Origin of the sequence: Nocardia pneumoniae NBRC 100136 (genome assembly GCF_000308755.1) — a bacterium.
In the GTDB taxonomy this organism is placed as follows: Bacteria; Actinomycetota; Actinomycetes; order Mycobacteriales; family Mycobacteriaceae; genus Nocardia; species Nocardia pneumoniae.
In genome coordinates, this window is sequence record NZ_BAGF01000070.1 from 41336 (window position 1) to 57398 (window position 16063).

At 67.3% G+C, this 16063-nt stretch carries 16 protein-coding genes; 4 read left to right on the forward strand and 12 right to left on the reverse strand.

Annotated elements, in window-relative coordinates; genetic code table 11:
• Positions 1 to 47: 47 nt before the first annotated feature.
• On the forward strand, positions 48 to 980 hold the full coding sequence (gene coaA / locus ON34_RS22205) for a type I pantothenate kinase (protein WP_040782501.1): 933 nt from the start codon (positions 48 to 50) through the stop codon (positions 978 to 980).
• Between the two features lie 6 nt (positions 981 to 986).
• Here coaA and ON34_RS22210 read toward each other — a convergent pair whose 3' ends face one another.
• A complete protein-coding gene (locus ON34_RS22210) occupies positions 987 to 1577 on the reverse strand; it encodes a hypothetical protein (protein ID WP_051022975.1) in 591 nt (196 codons plus the stop codon).
• Between the two features lie 122 nt (positions 1578 to 1699).
• Positions 1700 to 2479 carry an isoprenyl transferase gene (locus ON34_RS22215; RefSeq protein ID WP_040782506.1) on the reverse strand — a complete coding sequence of 260 codons (780 nt, stop codon included), beginning with the start codon at positions 2477 to 2479 and terminating at the stop codon, positions 1700 to 1702.
• Between the two features lie 223 nt (positions 2480 to 2702).
• On the opposite strand from ON34_RS22215, the gene trhA reads away from it, so the two are divergent.
• Both trhA and ON34_RS22225 read left to right on the forward strand, forming a co-directional pair.
• The gene (trhA, locus tag ON34_RS22220) at positions 2703 to 3389 is read left to right on the forward strand and encodes a PAQR family membrane homeostasis protein TrhA (RefSeq protein WP_373291972.1); all 687 of its coding nucleotides are present in this window, start codon (positions 2703 to 2705) and stop codon (positions 3387 to 3389) included.
• A 244-nt stretch (positions 3390 to 3633) separates the two neighbouring features.
• Positions 3634 to 5268 (forward strand): adenylate/guanylate cyclase domain-containing protein, encoded by a 1635-nt coding sequence (locus ON34_RS22225; protein ID WP_051022976.1) that lies wholly within the window; start codon positions 3634 to 3636, stop codon positions 5266 to 5268.
• Positions 5269 to 5334: 66 nt separating this feature from the next.
• Here the strand turns inward: ON34_RS22225 and ON34_RS22230 are convergent, their stop codons facing one another.
• The 7 genes from ON34_RS22230 to ON34_RS22260 form a co-directional block, all read right to left on the reverse strand.
• A complete protein-coding gene (locus ON34_RS22230) occupies positions 5335 to 6087 on the reverse strand; it encodes a hypothetical protein (RefSeq protein ID WP_157172373.1) in 753 nt (250 codons plus the stop codon).
• A 402-nt stretch (positions 6088 to 6489) separates the two neighbouring features.
• Positions 6490 to 8541, reverse strand: a complete 2052-nt coding sequence (locus ON34_RS22235) for a thioredoxin domain-containing protein (protein ID WP_040782511.1) — start codon at positions 8539 to 8541, stop codon at positions 6490 to 6492.
• A 127-nt stretch (positions 8542 to 8668) separates the two neighbouring features.
• Entirely contained in the window at positions 8669 to 9277 is a 609-nt protein-coding gene (locus ON34_RS22240; protein WP_218003922.1) for a methyltransferase domain-containing protein, read from the reverse strand.
• Positions 9274 to 10362, reverse strand: coding sequence for an RDD family protein (locus ON34_RS37210; protein WP_218003923.1), 1089 nt, complete (start codon positions 10360 to 10362; stop codon positions 9274 to 9276). Before ON34_RS37210 ends, ON34_RS22240 begins: the two co-directional genes overlap by 4 nt.
• Before the next feature lie 69 nt (positions 10363 to 10431).
• A complete protein-coding gene (locus ON34_RS22250; protein WP_157172374.1) occupies positions 10432 to 11094 on the reverse strand; it encodes a hypothetical protein in 663 nt (220 codons plus the stop codon).
• A 1-nt stretch (position 11095) separates the two neighbouring features.
• Complete coding sequence (locus ON34_RS22255) at positions 11096 to 12406, reverse strand: hypothetical protein (protein ID WP_051022978.1); 1311 nt, start codon at positions 12404 to 12406, stop codon at positions 11096 to 11098.
• Positions 12403 to 12735, reverse strand: coding sequence for a hypothetical protein (locus tag ON34_RS22260; protein ID WP_157172375.1), 333 nt, complete (start codon positions 12733 to 12735; stop codon positions 12403 to 12405). Before ON34_RS22260 ends, ON34_RS22255 begins: the two co-directional genes overlap by 4 nt.
• A gap of 254 nt (positions 12736 to 12989) precedes the next feature.
• Between ON34_RS22260 and ON34_RS22265 the strand changes: the two genes are divergently transcribed.
• Complete coding sequence (locus tag ON34_RS22265; RefSeq protein ID WP_040782517.1) at positions 12990 to 13169, forward strand: hypothetical protein; 180 nt, start codon at positions 12990 to 12992, stop codon at positions 13167 to 13169.
• Positions 13170 to 13235: 66 nt separating this feature from the next.
• On the opposite strand, the gene ON34_RS22270 is transcribed toward ON34_RS22265, so the two are convergent.
• From ON34_RS22270 to ON34_RS22280, 3 genes are all read right to left on the reverse strand, one after another.
• Entirely contained in the window at positions 13236 to 13688 is a 453-nt protein-coding gene (locus ON34_RS22270) for a hypothetical protein (RefSeq protein WP_040782519.1), read from the reverse strand.
• A gap of 187 nt (positions 13689 to 13875) precedes the next feature.
• Entirely contained in the window at positions 13876 to 14454 is a 579-nt protein-coding gene (locus tag ON34_RS22275; protein ID WP_040782522.1) for a TIGR03086 family metal-binding protein, read from the reverse strand.
• Between the two features lie 175 nt (positions 14455 to 14629).
• Positions 14630 to 15940, reverse strand: coding sequence for an FAD-binding oxidoreductase (locus tag ON34_RS22280; protein ID WP_040782525.1), 1311 nt, complete (start codon positions 15938 to 15940; stop codon positions 14630 to 14632).
• Between the last annotated feature and the right edge of the window lie 123 nt (positions 15941 to 16063).

The window sequence follows — 16063 nt, forward strand, 5'->3', positions numbered from 1 at the left end:
ATCCGCGCGGTAACTGTGCGTGTTTGCCGAAGTGGAGTGTCGGGTAAGTGGCACGGATGAGCGAGCCGAGTCCATACGTGGAATTCGACCGGAAACAGTGGCGGACACTACGTAAGTCGACTCCCCTGGTGCTCACCGAGGAAGAGCTGATCGGCCTGCGTGGCCTCGGGGAGCAGATCGATCTCGAGGAAGTCGCGGAGGTCTATCTCCCGCTCGCTCGTCTCATCCACCTGCAGGTGGCCGCGCGCCAGCGCCTGTTCGCCGCGACCGCGACCTTTCTCGGCGAAACGCACCCGGACCAGCAGGTGCCGTTCGTGATCGGCGTCGCGGGCAGCGTCGCGGTCGGCAAGTCGACCACCGCCCGCGTGCTCCAGGCGCTGCTGGCGCGCTGGGATCACCACCCGCGCGTCGACCTGGTCACCACCGACGGGTTCCTCTATCCCACCGCGGAACTCACTCGGCGCGGCATCATGCACCGCAAGGGTTTCCCGGAGAGCTACGACCGCCGCAAGCTGCTGCGCTTCGTCACCGAGGTGAAAGCCGGTGCGGCGGAAGTCTGCGCCCCGGTGTATTCGCACATCTCCTACGACATCGTGCCGGGAAAGCTGCACTGTGTCCGGCAGCCCGACATTTTGATCGTGGAGGGCCTGAACGTGCTGCAAACCGGTCCACGGCTGATGGTCTCGGATCTGTTCGACTTCTCGATCTACGTCGACGCGCGCATCGAGGACATCGAAAACTGGTACGTGCAGCGTTTTCTGACCCTGCGCAAGACCGCGTTCGCCGACCCGAACGCGCATTTCCACCACTACTCCGGATTCACCGACGAGCAGGCGACGGCCGCCGCGAAAGAGATCTGGAACAACACCAACCGCCCCAATCTGGTGGAGAACATCCTGCCCACCCGGCCGCGCGCGACCCTGGTGCTGCGTAAGGATGCCGACCACACCATCAACCGGCTGCGACTTCGTAAGTTGTGATTCCGCTTACAGCTTCCACGCTTCATCGAGGCGCCGGGCGACATCGATATCGCACGCCGCGGCGATGTCCGGCCTGCGGATCTCGGCGGAGATATAGCGGGCGACGAATCGCCTGACCTCGTGATCGACGCTGGCGAGAATGCGCAGCACCTGACCGCGCCTGGTCGCGGCGGCGACATCGACGTGCACATCCGCCGAACGCGGCTCGGCAATGTCGATCACCACCCGCAACGGGGCAGCGGTGCGCACGGTCAGGTGCAGGTGAACAGTGCCCTCGACGTGGAATAGCTGCCGATCGACGGCCAAGTCCAACAGCAGGTCGAGATCGAACGGGATGACCAGCTCGAACGAGATCAGCTCGCCACCGAGGCGGCGCAGCCGCGACCGGCCGAGCTGGACCTCCGCGGTAACCTTCGCCAACCGCCCCGGGCCGACGCCGATCGGACCGAGATCGAAGGCACCGCCGGTCAGCTGACCGAACGCGCCAGAGATGCGTTCTTCGGAGGCAGCGAACTCGAGGAAGCGGTTACCGAACTCGGCGTAGCCGATGAAATCGCCCGGCCCATGCCGCCCCATCCCGGCAGGCACCTCACTCATGGCTCCACCTCGCCGACGCTCGCCTCCGTCAGGAGCGAGGGCTCGGCCGCGCCGATCGTTTGCTCGCTCATGTCACCCAGCGACACACGCGAGGGCGGCGGCCCCGCCGGGCCGAGATCGACTCAGACGCCGAAGCGGCGATGGCGCGCGGCGTAGTCGCGCAGCGCCCGCAGGAAATCCACCCGCCGGAACTCCGGCCAGTACGCCTCGGTGAACCATATTTCCGAGTATGCGCTCTGCCACAGCAGGAACCCGGACAATCGCTGCTCGCCGGAGGTTCGAATGACCAGATCGGGGTCCGGCTGACCGGAGGTGTAGAGGTGCTGGCCGATCGCGTTCACGGTGATCGACTGGACCAGGTCCTCGCCCGTCTCCCCCGCGGCGATCTCCTGGCGGACCAGCGAGCGCACCGCGTCGGTGATCTCCTGCCTGCCGCCGTAACCGACCGCGACGTTGACGTGCACACCATTGCGTCCCTCGGTGCGCTCCGCCGCGGTACGCAGCCGTTTGGCGATGAGCTCGGGGAAGCCGTCGAGCGTGCCGACGATGCGCACGCTCCAGTTCTGCTCCGGCGCCGACAGTTCCTCGACCACGTCGGTGATCACCTCGAACAGCGTCTCCAGCTCGTCCGGATCGCGCTGCAGGTTCTCGGTGGACAGCAGGTAGACGGTCACCATCTCGATGCCCTCGGCCTCGCACCAGCCGACCAGTTCGGCGATCTTGAGCGCGCCGACCCGATGACCGTGGCTGACGTCGGTGAAACCGTTCTCCCGCGCCCAGCGGCGATTGCCGTCACACATCACCGCGACGTGCCGGGGATGCTGTTTGCCGGCCAGCTGCCTGGACAGCCGGGCCTCGTAGATGCGATACGGCAGACCCCGCACCTGACTCGGAAGTTCCACGCGGGCAACCCTACGCCTCGACGACACGATCTCGGCATCGACCGCGATACGCCGGTACAGTGGCAGGGAGCTCAAACTTACGCTTCCGTAGGTTACCCGCGGGTTAAGTTGGGCGGTCGGCTCGCCTTTCGCCCGGCCCGGCGTGGGGCTACGGACGGACTCGTCCGGTTGCGTCTATTAGGAGGTACTCGTGTCCGAATCGGTCGGCGCCGCCGACGCGGCACTGGTCACAGCAGGCTCCCACTCGGCGGGCGAAGCGCTCGCGGAGGCGCTCGTCAAACCGCGCATGCGCGGCTGGATCCACACCTGGGCCGTCGGCATCGCGGCGATCGCGGCCGTGGTGCTCATCGCCACGGCCGCCACGGTCTCGGCGACGGCGGGATGGTCGACGCTGGTCTACGGCGTCACCGTGTGCGGACTGTTCGGCATCAGCGCGGTCTACCACCGGGTGACCTGGCCCACCGCACGCGCCCGCATCCGGATGAAGCGGGCCGACCACTCGATGATCTTCCTGTTCATCGCGGGCAGCTATACACCGTTCGCCCTGCTCGGCCTGCCCGGACGCACGGGGCAGACACTGCTGACCGTGGTCTGGGCGGGGGCGCTGGCCGGAGTGGCGCTGAAACTGCTGTGGCCGACCGCGCCCCGCTGGGTCGGCGTTCCGCTGTATCTGCTGCTCGGCTGGGCCATCGTGCCGGTGGCCGGGCAACTGAACAACCAGATCGGCATCGCGCCGTTGATCCTGCTGCTGATCGGCGGCCTGTTCTACAGCGGCGGCGCCATCCTCTACGCGACCAAATGGCCGAACCCGTGGCCGACGGTCTTCGGTCACCACGAGTTCTTCCATGCGGCTACGGTCCTCGCGGCGCTGACCCATTACGCCGCGGTGTGGCTCGTGGTCCTGCGCTGAGCCCACTCCAGGTTCTATGCTGCTCGTTCGTGTTCCTCGTCGCTGCCTTCCGCGGCATCGCCCTGCCGGAGCGGGCAGTCGTGCCGAGCCCGCCCCGCCTCGGGGCGGCGCCGGGTAGTGCCGGGCGTTTCCTGCTCGTGCGGCCGATCGACGCCCGCGGGACATCGGTGGGCTCGGGAGCGTTCGCACGGATCGCGAAGGCGGCGAGACCTCGTGTAGTGCGGCAATCCGGGCTGCGAACCCGATGATCTCGAAGTTCGTCCTGTGGGCGCTCAAGGCGCGGGGTGGGCTGGCCGTGGTGGTCACCACCGCCAACCTCAGCGGTCTCGCGGTGATCGTCACCCAGCTGTGGCTGAACGGGTTCCTCGGCCGGCTCGGCACGGACTGGCTGCGGACGCTGGTATTCGTCGGCATCTATCCGGCGGTGGGGTTCGTGGCCGGCGTCGTTCTCGCGGTGCGCGACCGCAAGGTGTATTTCGGCTGGCTCGACGCCGGGCGACGACCGACCGACGCGGAGGCACGACGCCTGCTGCGCTTGCCGATCGCGATCAGCATGCGGGCGCTCGCGCTGTGGATTCCCGGGGTGATCGTCGCGACGGCGATCTTCGCGCATCTGAGCCCGCAGAACGACCCCGGCGTGACGACGGCACTGTTCACGATCGGCGCGTTCGAGTCCGCGGCCGTCACCTTCCTGATCGTGGACCGGCTGATCCGGCCGACCATTCCGGTGGTTGCCGGGATCCTCGGCTGGACGATGCACTGGAGTTCCTCGGTCCTCATGCGGGTAGTGGTGACCTGGGCGGTGGCCGCGGCGCTTCCACTGCTCATGCTGATCGTCGTGCTGGCCGACCCGGCCGCCGCCGCGCCCGATCGGGTCCGGACCGCCATCTACCTGTCCGCGGTCGGCCTCGGTGTCGGCGCGCTGGCCACCGCCTTCCTCGCGCGTGCCGTCGCCGCGCCGATGCGCACCCTGCGGCGGGCGCTGGACCGGATCACCCAGGGCGACCTGGACGTCCGGGTGCCGGTCGGCAGCACCAGCGAGATCGGCAGGCTGGAACACTCGGTCAACGAGCTGGCCGCGAACCTGCGCGAGCGGAAGCGGATGCGGGAGGTGTTCGGCAGGCACGTCGGGGCGGAGGTCGCCGAACGCGCGCTCGCGCGCGGCGTCGATCTCACCGGTGACGTGCGCGATGTCTCGGCGCTGTTCGTCGACGTGACCGGGTCGGTGGAGCTGTCGACGGGGCTGCCGCCGCAGGAGTTCGTCGCCAAGCTCAACCGGCTGCTGGCGATCGTCGTCGCGGCCACCGAGGAGAACAACGGGCTGGTCAACAAGTTCGAGGGCGACGCGGCGCTGTGCGTCTTCGGGGCGCCGATAGCCCTGCGCGACAACGCGACTCCGGCCCTGCGCGCCGCGCGCCGCATCCGCGACGAGGTGCTCGCCACGGGCGAACTCGACATCGGCATCGGCGTGGCGCGCGGCCGGGTCTTCGCCGGCGACGTCGGCTCCAACACCCGGCTGGAGTTCACGGTGATCGGCGACGCGGTCAACGAGGCGGCCCGCCTCACCACCGCGGCGAAAGAAGTGCCGCGGCGGATCCTGGTGAGCGAAGCGGTGATCCGAGCCGCCGCCGACCACGAAAGCGCCAAGTGGACCTTCTACGACACCATCGTGCTGCGCGGGATGAAAGACCCGACTGCCTGCTGGACCGACATCGACAGCCCCGACACACCGCCCGGCTCCACCGGGACGCGCGCCGACCAACCCGACAGCGGCAATTCGGCCGACGCCAATCCGGTCATCGAAATCCACACCGCGGCGGGCGAATGCGGCGAGCTCCGGACACCCGACACGGAAATGAACACGCCACCCCGGCGATGACCACGCCACCACACGTCGCCTGGCGCGTCAGGCGGTCATCGGACGGCAACCGATCCCCCCGGCTTCTCACTCGCGTCGCCGAGCCGGTTGCTCCGAGGCTGCCGATCTGTGGATTGCGACGCGCCACGGCAGGCGGATGGCGGTGGGCGGGTGGTCGTATATCCATTGGGCGACCGCTGTGATGGCCGAGACCAGTGAGGTGGCACCGGCGAGCAGGGCCCAGGACGTGAGTCCGGCGGTGTCGTACGAGATCTGTCGGATTCCCGGTACGACGATGCTGCCATTGCCGAAAGCCCAGCTCAGCACCATTCCAGCCTGTCCACCAAGGTCGGAGGTGCGTGCGAGCATCGCTCGGAGCTCGGGGCTTTTGCTGTTCATGTAGAGCACGGTGAGGACGACCAGCACCGCGACGGTCACCGCGGAGATCGTCGCCACCCGGGAGAGGGCTTCGGTACGACGCCGGAGATTCGCCACCACCGCGCAGACGGTGACGGTGATCGCGGCAGCGGCGAGTATCGCGAAGGCGCCGCTGATACGCGCGGCGGGCGGCGGCGATGACGACCAGATGTTCAGCAGGGACGTGGTGGCGGTCATCCGGCCGAAGGCGTTGACGCTGGCCTTGCCGTCGGCGCCGGAAGCGGTCAGCCAGGGCCGGAACAACAGGATCAGCGTGACGATGCCGCCCGCCGCGGCGCCCAGATAGCCCCAGTACCCGTTCAGCCCCGACCGGCGCACTCGGGACTCGGCGAGCCCTCCGGATGCCGCGCTCGGCGCTGATTCGAGTCGCATGTCCTTGACCGACCAGGGAGTTGGCTGCACCGTCGCTCCGAATCAGGGTAGGTCGGCATCGAGCCGAGGCGGACATGGCGGTCCCCGGCTGCGAACGTCATCCGAGACGGTCCGGGCAGAAGGGGATCTCCGGACAGTAAGAGGCGCAACGCGTTCGGAGAATGATTGCGATCAGCGCGATCTTGAATCCGGACCTGACCGCTCGGCCACCATCCGCATGCGCCGCGGCCGATGAGGGCCAAGGCCATTCATCGTGGCCGCCGAGCCAGCCCTGGGTGGGCCGACCCTGCGGCAACCACGCCTGCCGACAACATCCGGGCTACATCAACGGCGGGACGGGTGGCGTCTCGGGACCACCGCGCGACAACGCCATGCCAGGTCAGTCGATGATTCGCGTCCCGCACGCGCAGCGGGACGGTCGAACGGCGTCTGCTAATTCCGCTGGAGTGCCGTGCGGAGTTGGTCCGGGCTCGAGACCGGGAGGTCGCACACCGAACCGCGGCAGACATAGGCCGCGGCGGCGTTGCGAACCAAGGGGCGATCGGCCAGGAGCGGAACGGCGTTGGGTGCGGCGGCCAGGACGACCGAGCCGCCGGGGGCGGCCAGGCGGGCCGTGGTGAGCAGTTCCGTCGGGCTGGAGCTGGATTCGGTGGCGATCGCGACCTGGAGTGGTCCGCGCAGGGCGGCCTCGGCGACGGCGAGCCACTGCCCCGCCGAACGCGGCGCCCGCGCCAGGACGATCGCGCCGCGGTCGAGCGTGCGGTCGGCGAGTTCGCGGTAGCGCGTGGCGCGCTCCGGGTCGCTCGCGGCCGCGGCGGTGAGCAGCGCCTCGGCCAGCGCGGAGGCGCCCGCGGGCGTGGCGCCGTCGATCGGGTCGCGTGGACGGGTGACCAGCGTTTCGGCGTCGTCGGCGGTGTCGAACCAGCCGCCGGACTGGTCGGGGTCGGCGAAGTGCTCGATCGCCGTGTCGAGCAACCGCTGCGCGTCCTCGAGCCAGCCCAGTTCACCAGTGGCCTGGTGTAGTGCGAGCAGCCCTGTGACCAGCCATGCGTAGTCCTCCAGGATGCCCGGCGCGGCGCCGACGACGCCGCCGAGCGACGCGCGCCGCAGCCGCCCGTCCACCACGTGCTCGGTGAGCAGGAAGCGCGCGCACCGGACGGCGGCGGCCACCCACTCCGGCTCGTCCAGCGCGGCCGCGGCTTCGGCGAGCGCGGTGATCGCCATCCCGTTCCAGGCGGTCACCACTTTGTCGTCGCGCTCCGGCTGCGGACGCCGGTCGCGCGCCGCGATCAGCGCCGCTCGAACGCGTTCCAGGCGGGCGTTGTCCTCCGCGCCGATCGGCTCGGTGTACCTGGTCAACACGGAGGTGCCCTGTTCGAAGTTTCCCGCGGTGGTGACGCCGAAGAATTCGGCGGCCCATGCTCCGTCGATCGAACCGAGCGCACCGGCCAGCTCGGCCGGAGTCCACACATAGGTCGCGCCTTCGACGCCCGGCTTGCCGGGCTCCAGATGCGTATCGGCGTCCAGCGCCGAGGCGAAGCCGCCTTCCGCGGTACCCAAGTCGTCGAGCAGGAACCGCACGATCTCCCGCGTGATCCGGTGCGACAACGATTCCGGCAGCGCCGACGCGCTGCGCCGCGCCAGGTGCGCGTAGGCCCGCAGCAGCTGCGCGTTGTCGTAGAGCATCTTCTCGAAGTGCGGCACCACCCACGCGGCGTCCACCGAATACCGGGCGAAACCACCGCGCAGCTGGTCGTAGATGCCGCCGCGCGCCATCGCCTCGGCGGTGCGCGCGACCACGTCGAACACGGCGGGTTCGCCGGTCCGCTCCCAGTGCCGCAGCAGACCCTCCAGCAGCGCGGACGGCGGGAATTTCGGCGCGCCGCCGAATCCGCCGTGCTTGTCGTCCTCGTCGCGCAGCACGGCGGCGACGGCGTGGCCGAGCAGCTCGGCCGTGACGGTCAGGCCCGCGTCGGGCAGCCCCGCCGTCTGCGCGCGCAGCGCCTCGGCCACTTGCGCGGACGCTTGGTCCACCTCGTCGCGGCGCGTGCGCCAAGTGTCGGTGATCGCGGTGAGCAACTGGGTGAACGACGGCATGCCGCCGCGCGGGAGTTTCGGATAGTAGGTGCCGCAGTAGAACGGTTCGCCGTCTGGAGTGAGGAAGCAGGTCATCGGCCAGCCGCCCTGACCGGTCATCGCGACGGTGGCGTTCATGTACACCGCGTCGAGGTCGGGCCGCTCCTCCCGGTCGACCTTCACGCAGACGAAGTTCTCGTTCATCTGCTCGGCGGTCGCCACGTCCTCGAACGACTCGTGCGCCATCACGTGGCACCAGTGGCAGGACGCGTACCCGACCGACAGCAGGATCGGCACGTCTCGCTCGCGCGCTTCGGCCAGCGCCTCGGCGTCCCACTCCCGCCAGTGCACCGGGTTGTCCGCGTGCTGGCGCAGGTACGGAGACGTCGCCATTCCGAGCCGGTTCATGGCTCCACCGTACGACCCTTCGCCGCGCCGTGCGGGAACCAACTCCTCGATTCTCCGGTGGCGGGAGACAACAGGGTCGAGTCCGATGGCCCGCCACTGACGGTGCCGTGCGAGCGGTAATGAGGTCCTATGGGCGGCGTCCCCATGCGGAAATCATGGGGGAGGTGGCCAAGTCGAGGCGGCCGGAAGCGACGTTCGCGAGATGGCGATCGATGTCCTCATCGGTTGCCAGCCCGGCGGCTACGAGACCGTCACGGATGTGGCGGACCGTCGCCGCCTCGAGGAGGTCGCAGGCTGGTGCGGTGATCGGGAAGTGCGCGTCCGCGTTGACGCCGGTCAACCACGCCTCCCGCAGCAGGCGGGGAAGCTTGCGGCCGTAGGCGAGGTCGGCGCCGCGGGACGCCAGCAGCGAACGGAAGCCGGACCGCAGCTTGTTGGCCAGCGCCTGCTCGGGCCCGTACTCGTCGATGCAGGTCAGCGGCTGCAACGCCGGATCAGCATCCTCCACCAGCAGCCAACCGCCTGGCCGCAGCGAGGCGACCATCGCGCGCAGGGCCTGTTCGCGGTCGGTGACGTGCACCAGCACCAACCGGGCATGTACGAGGTCGAATCCGCCGCTTTCGGGCGGCTCGTCACGGCCCACATCGTGGCGCAGGACCTCCACAACGCCTCTCGCCGCCTCGGAGGCCCACGCGGTGTCGATGTCGGTCGCCAGTACCCGGCCGGTCGAGCTCATTCCCGCACATCGCTGCGCCGCACGGCGGGCAGCAGATAGTCGTCCACGTTGTCCGGCCCTGGTACGTCGGAAAACGTCACCAGCGCGATCGGCAGTGCGATCGACATGTACAGATCGACGATCCACACACCCAGCAACTTCCCGAACGAAGGGTATTTCCCGTTGTCCGGCCGGAGTATCACCAAACCGAACAAGGCCTTTCCGATGGTTGTGTGGAAGACCGACTGGATGAGAACCCGATTCACGGCTGATGCGGCAAGCCAGAAACCGATCACCGCAACCGGGTTCACCCCTAGATGGCGCCAGTCCAAGTTGCGCACTGCATCCGGCGAAAATGCTGGACTTGCGGCGATACCCGCACCGATACCGCACGCGGCATGGATCAGCCAGTCCAGGACGAATGCCGAGATCCGCCGCAGTGTCCGCGGCGACGGGTACCGTTCATCGTCAAATCCGCCGTGCCGCACCGGATTCTCCGGACTCCCCGACGGGGGTTTCATCATCACATGACCGTTCGCACGGCGCATTTCGTACCCATTGGAAGCACCTGTCGCCGAAACAGCTTGGCGGTGCTGGCTTCCCGTCGCCCGGTCACGGAATGTGAATCGTGGTGGTTGCCGTGCCCGCGAGTAGTAGGCATACCTCAAATCGCCACCACCCGGCCGCGAGATCACCCCGTACTTCTTCGGATCGCCCGCGAACCAGATCTCGGATGTGGTGGGATCCAGCATTGTTGCGATGTCTTTCCGCCAAGTGCTGAGGATCAGAGCGGATACCGGCTGCCGATTCACATCCAGCAATTCCACCCATTCATGTCTGCCGGTAGTGATGTAGTTGATCGGCCAGACGACCCATGGGTATCGCTTCAACGCCCTCCGTCGCCGCCGCCGAATCCATACCAGCCCGCCACCGAAGACAATCCCTATCGTAAAGACCACGGCCGACAGATTCGCCAAGAGGCTGAGTGCCGCACGTCCACCTTTGGAAGGCGCCCTATCCTGCAGACCGATGAGCACCAGGCTGAGGGGCAGACATGCCAGACCAACCAAGAACAGTAGCCAGGGAAGGGTGCTCTGCTTGCGCATTGCCGCTCGAGTTTCGGGGCATTGGATTGCGGGCGGAGCTCCCCTGTTCGATACTTTGTTCATTCGGCCTCACAGATTCAAGGAGAAAGACCCGTCGGCCTGGCCGGGTACCGCAATGAATTCAATGGAACCCGCAACCGCCGCAACCATCGACAGGAACTCTTCACCGGAATCAACAAATGGTGTCGATAGTTCTACCACAGCAATCTTGGATCCATCGGAAGAGCATGCAACCGCCTCGATCTGATAGATCTCCGCCTGTGCATCCTCTACATATTCGACGCCCGGAAATTCCGGGGCAGGAAATCTCTTTATACGATCGGACAGCAGCATCGGCTTACCGGAGATCTCGATCGTTTCGACGTTCATGCACTCCGCGGAATCGACTTTGGACATCAGGTAGTCCGCTATCGTCAGCCGAGGATTCCTGACCTCACCATATCGATCGGCCGTAATAACAAGCGTTGACGTCACTTCTCGCCCATCAGCCGCGCGATGCTTACCGAGGCCACAGTAGAGAGCATTCAATGAGGCGAGCTTGGTGAGTAACACCCGCAGGGCCTGCAGCACAGCCGGAGCGACATCACTGATACCCCCTGGACCGAGCTGCGCAAACAGCGACGCCACATCGGCTATCGGTTTATCAATATCAGCCAACGGCAGAGGAATGTACCCTGGCGGTATTTCAACCGCTATTGTCGTATTGCTCTCCGGAACAGCATCCTCACGCATGTCAGTTATCCCCCAGCCACGACATAGGCGGTTCCAGCAGCGAGTGCACCACCTTGCCGGATCGAGCGAACAGGTCTATCGCCTCGGCAGTCGAGACCGCCACATAATCACCGCTCGCCACACCTGTGGCTTTCAAGACACTGACTGCCGCTTGGTCCATACCGAGCGCTGAGGCTATGTTCGGCACACCGGGTGCCTTTTCCAGAACATTTGCTATGCCACCAGCGATCTTCGAACTCAACTGCGGCTCGTGAGTCAGCCCTTCATATACCGCCCTGCCGAACCGCTCAGCATTGCCTACTGCCTGAGCAGCATGTACACCATCGGCAACTGCTTCGGTTCCCCGAAGTAGACCCCACCCGACCTTACCGGCGGCCACCGCCGATCCCCCCACTGGCGCGAGGCCGAGCGAGTCCAATGCGACCGTCTTCCATGCATCGAGTTCGCCGTTCCTCAAACCTTCCCGGATCTTTGGATCGGTGAGATCAATCGCGAGTAGGCCTGCGGTAGCGGCTGCGGCCACCGCGAAGCCGATGATGTCGATGGGCGGCGGTGTGACCAGGGCAACCAAACCACCGATAGCGGCAACGACCGAGAGGATCTGATGCAGCCCCTTCCGATGCTTGTCGAGAAATTCTCCGACAGCCTTCACCGCGTCGACGATCCGATCCCAGATGCTCTTGTCCGGCGGACTGGGGGCGAAATCCTTTGCGGCGGCGTCCAATTCACCGGCTATTCGGCGGGCGAGGGAGTTGTGGGTGGTTTCCAGGTCGCGGGCGCGGGCGATGATGGCGTCGATCTTGCCCTGGCAGTCGTCGACGGCGGCGCCGGTGGCGCGGACCTGGGCGGTCGCGGCGTCCAGGCGGGTCTGCGCGGCCTGCAGTTGGGCCGGGTCGGAGAACGACATGTTCGCCAGACTCAGGTCCGGATTGGACTTGGCCTGCTGCCATGCCGCGACAGCCTGGGTGTGCTTGCCCCTGGCGTCGGCGGCTTCCGCTTCCAGGCCCTTCGCCGTGTCCTGGAAGCTGACGAGATCGGTGTGCCATTCCTGCAACAGGCCGACGGCTCGCTCGAGCGAACTCTGCGCGTAACCGAGGTCTTGCGCTAGTGTCGCATCGAAATTCGCGCGGAATGCGTCTCCCGCCTCACCCTGCCACACGCTGTCATTGCTGTTGCGTAGCCGATTCAGCACGGCGTTGGTGTCCTTGACCGCCTCCGCCGCCGTCGCGATCCGGCCGTGCAGTCCGGCGACATCGGATGGCGCTCCGGGTACCGGATTGAAACCCAGGTTTGGGTAAGGATTCTGGCTCACGCTTTGTCCTGGTGCGCAACGTTCCCGTCGATGACCGCTTCGGCCTGTCCCAGCGCCTTGGCGAAGGACTTGTCGACCTGTTGATAGGCGTCGTGGCACCGCGCGACGCCGTCCGCGGTCACCCTGGCCGCTTCGCCGATCCGCTCGATGCCGAAATGCCAGCGGCGTTGAAAGCTGTCGGCGGCATCATTGAGCTCCTTGGTTCCGATATCGCCATGGCCGCCGCGGGCCATCGCCTTCATAGCGTCGCCGAGCACCTGCTCGACACCGCGCAACGACTGCACCGTCTTGCCGAGTACGTCGACATCCACACCCAGAAATCCGGCCACGGTCAACACCCCCCTCTGCGCACTGCTGGCTGCGCCCTTCGCCCGATCGGAATCCCGGCCGCGAACCGACCGCCGATCCGAGACGTCAACGAATCCAACTCGGCTACACCCTAATCGAGCACGACGCTACAGATCCACCGACGCGGTTGACCCCTCACCGGAGAGCAGTTCCTCGTATCCTGCTCGATGAGATCCGCGCATCGGAGTGAGCCCACGGCCGTAGCCGCGGCGACCGTGGCGAGGGAAAGGGTTGGGTGGCGCTCACCTACCGGTATCTGCCCGATCGAGGCATTTCCGAGTTGTTCACTCCGGCCGACGCGATCACCAGGCCCCCCTTGGGCATGTCCGGATTCTTGTGGTCGGCGGCGCTGTTGCTCGACCCGGCCAACCGCGACCGGGTGGTCGAGATTGTCGCCGCCGACGAGGACGAGTGACCCGAACGCCAGCTCGAATCACTCGACGGAAACCTCGCGTCGCCACAGCGAGGCAAGCGGCGTCTGTCAGATTGCGGCGAGAGCCAGTGCCGCGACCCACAATTCCAGCATGATCGCCTCCTCATCCGGACGGCCTTCGTCGGCCGGTCGGAAGGACACCACCGGGTCCGCGTCCGGCTGGTCCCGGAATTGCAGGGCCTTCCACATATTGCCCCGCGCGTCGGCGGCCCACGCGACCATCGCTTCGGCCGATCCGCCGTCGCGTTCGGCGAGTACTTCGTCGCGGTATCCGAAACCCCATAACGTCGCACGGGGGGCACGCGAGAAGATCAGTGTCGAGAGGTCGTGAATCGGTGGTTCGCTGGTCGGCAGTATCGGCTGCGGCATGACGCCGACTCGATCCGGTCCCACCAAGGTGAGGCCGAAGAACACCGGGGCGGAGTCGACATACAGGTCGAGCAATCTCGCTGTCGTGATTCGGATCTGCTCGTCGGAGGGATACAGGATCGTTCGCGGCATGGGTCGGTGGCGCCTTTCAGCAGGTTTGGGCAGGTCCCGCCCCCTCCGGCCCGGCGCTCACGACTGCTCGCGCCCCCTCGCAGCCGGGGAGACCGCCTCCTGTCGCCGTGGGCGAATGGTCGGCGCGCTCAACCCTAGTGCCTGCGCACCCCACCTTCGGCAGGAATCCGACGACCGCACGAGCCGACTACGGCGTACGGGTCAGCACCTCGCGCCCGACATAGGCCAGGAGCCGACGGTGCGCCGGTTCTTCCTCGGCGACAACGATTTCCGGGCCGAAGATGCCCGGCGACCGGAAGGAATCGATCCCGCCCATCGCGTGCATGGTGGCGAGCAATTCGCCGCAGAGCGCGTCGTCGGCGAGATCCGGCCGATCGATGGCCACCGCGATGTCGACACCGTGGACGAGCACTTCGGTCAGATGCACCAGTGCCGCCGCGGGGCCCGGTAGCTCTCCCAGCGAAATGCCCACCGTGCCATCCAGCGCGCCCGGCCGGTGCCACGCGGCCCGATCGACCTCCGCCGCCGCGGCGTAGGCGCCCTGCGGGTCACCGCCGAGCCAGTCGGAATCGTGTTCGGCGCCCGCGTCCATGCCGCTCAGCGCGGCCGCGAAGATGTGCATGCCGCCCACGGTGTGGTTGAGGACGGCCCGCACATCCCAGTCCCGGCACGGCGTAGGCGCGGCCAGGCCCGTCCCTTCCACGGCGGCGACGATCGCGCCGGTCGCATCCAGAGCACGGTCGATCTGTCCGATCACGTTGTCCATGATGTTCCTTCGGTCGAGCGATTTAGCTGAATTGGTAACACAGGACACCGACCGGCGCGCGGTATTGCGAACACCATATTGCACAAAATGGTTGCCAGCAATGCGCTTTCGAGTGACTCGAAAAAAGTGAGCGACGTGGAAGCCGAAAAGAACCGGCGACTGTCTCCCGCGCCGACTATCCGAGCACCGGGTAGTTGGCTCGGATGACGCCGTGTGGGTCCCGAGCGCTCTTGATCTCGCGCAGCCGGGTCAACGTCGCGGAATCGAAGGCGTCGGAGGCTTTTTCGTCAGGCGTCAGGAAAGTGAACGGCTTCCGGCCGCTGATCTGGCCGCCGAGCGCGTCGACGATCGCCGTGCGCCGGGCTTTGACCGCCTCGGCGAGGTGCGGGAGCCCGAGACCGAGGCAGTAGAGCAGATACGGCTCGGCGACCGGGCCGCACGCACCGCCGTCCGCGCGGTGCTCGGCAAGCGCTCCGCCCAGGTGGCGGATCTGCAGGTTGACCAGCGGGGCGACCGGCTCGTCGATCAGGGTCTTCAGCACGGCGTCGCCGAGATCGGCCAGCTGCTCGGCCCGCGACAGCGACGGGCTCGGATCGGTGGGCTCCGCGGTGATGGCGCCGATGTTCGCGGCCCCGAAAACCCCGCGCTTGTCGATGATCACATCACCGATGGCATCGAACCGGGCGAGTAGGGCGCGGCCGCGGTCCGGATCGCCGAGATACACCGCGTCCAGCCCGACCATGGGCGGCGCGTCCGGGATCTGGAGACGCTGGAACCAGACGCTCAGTTCATCCGGGGCCGTCGCGGTGATCTCCTGGAACGCCTCGAACACCTCGTGGATTCGGGTAGCGGGCCACAAGACGCGGCCGCCGAACAGTTCCGGCGCGGGAAACAGGTCGAATTCCAGTGCGGTGACCACCGCGAAGTCACCGCCGCCGCCGCGGAGCGCCCAGAACAGGTCCGGATCGGCCTCGGCCGTGACCCGGCGGCGCGTCCCCTCGGCGTCGACGATCTCGAACGCCCGCACCGCATCGGAGGCCCAGCCGTACTTGCGGCTGAACCAGCTCATCCCGCCGCCCAGGGTGTAGCCGGTCACACCGACCGCGGGGTTGCTGCCCGCGAGCCCGGTCAGCCCGTGCGCACCGGCAGCGGCCTGCACCCGGCCCCAGCTCGCGCCCGCACCGACCCGCGCCACCCGCCGTGCGGGATCGATCTCGACGCTGTCCAGCTGTCCGGTGCGCAGCAGAATCGCGTCCTCGACTCCGCCCGCGGCGCCGTGCCCGGTCGGTTGGGTGACCACCGGAACACCGGCGCCGCGCGCGTACTGGACTACGGCCGCGACGTCGTACGCGTCGGCGGCGTGCACCACCGCGGCCACCGGCTGGACGACCGTCAGCGTCCACGGCCGCGCCGCGTTCTCGAAACCCTCGTCACCGGGCAGCAGCACACGGCCCGGCAGCGCAGCGCGCAATTCCTCGAATGTCATCGCTCTGTCCTGACTCTCACGTTCGTATCGAAGGAGACGCGAGCAACGAATGCGGGCCGCCGTGCGGCCGTGGTTCGTGTCGCGACTACCTCACTGACGAACGAGAGCGCGGAAAGGTAACAA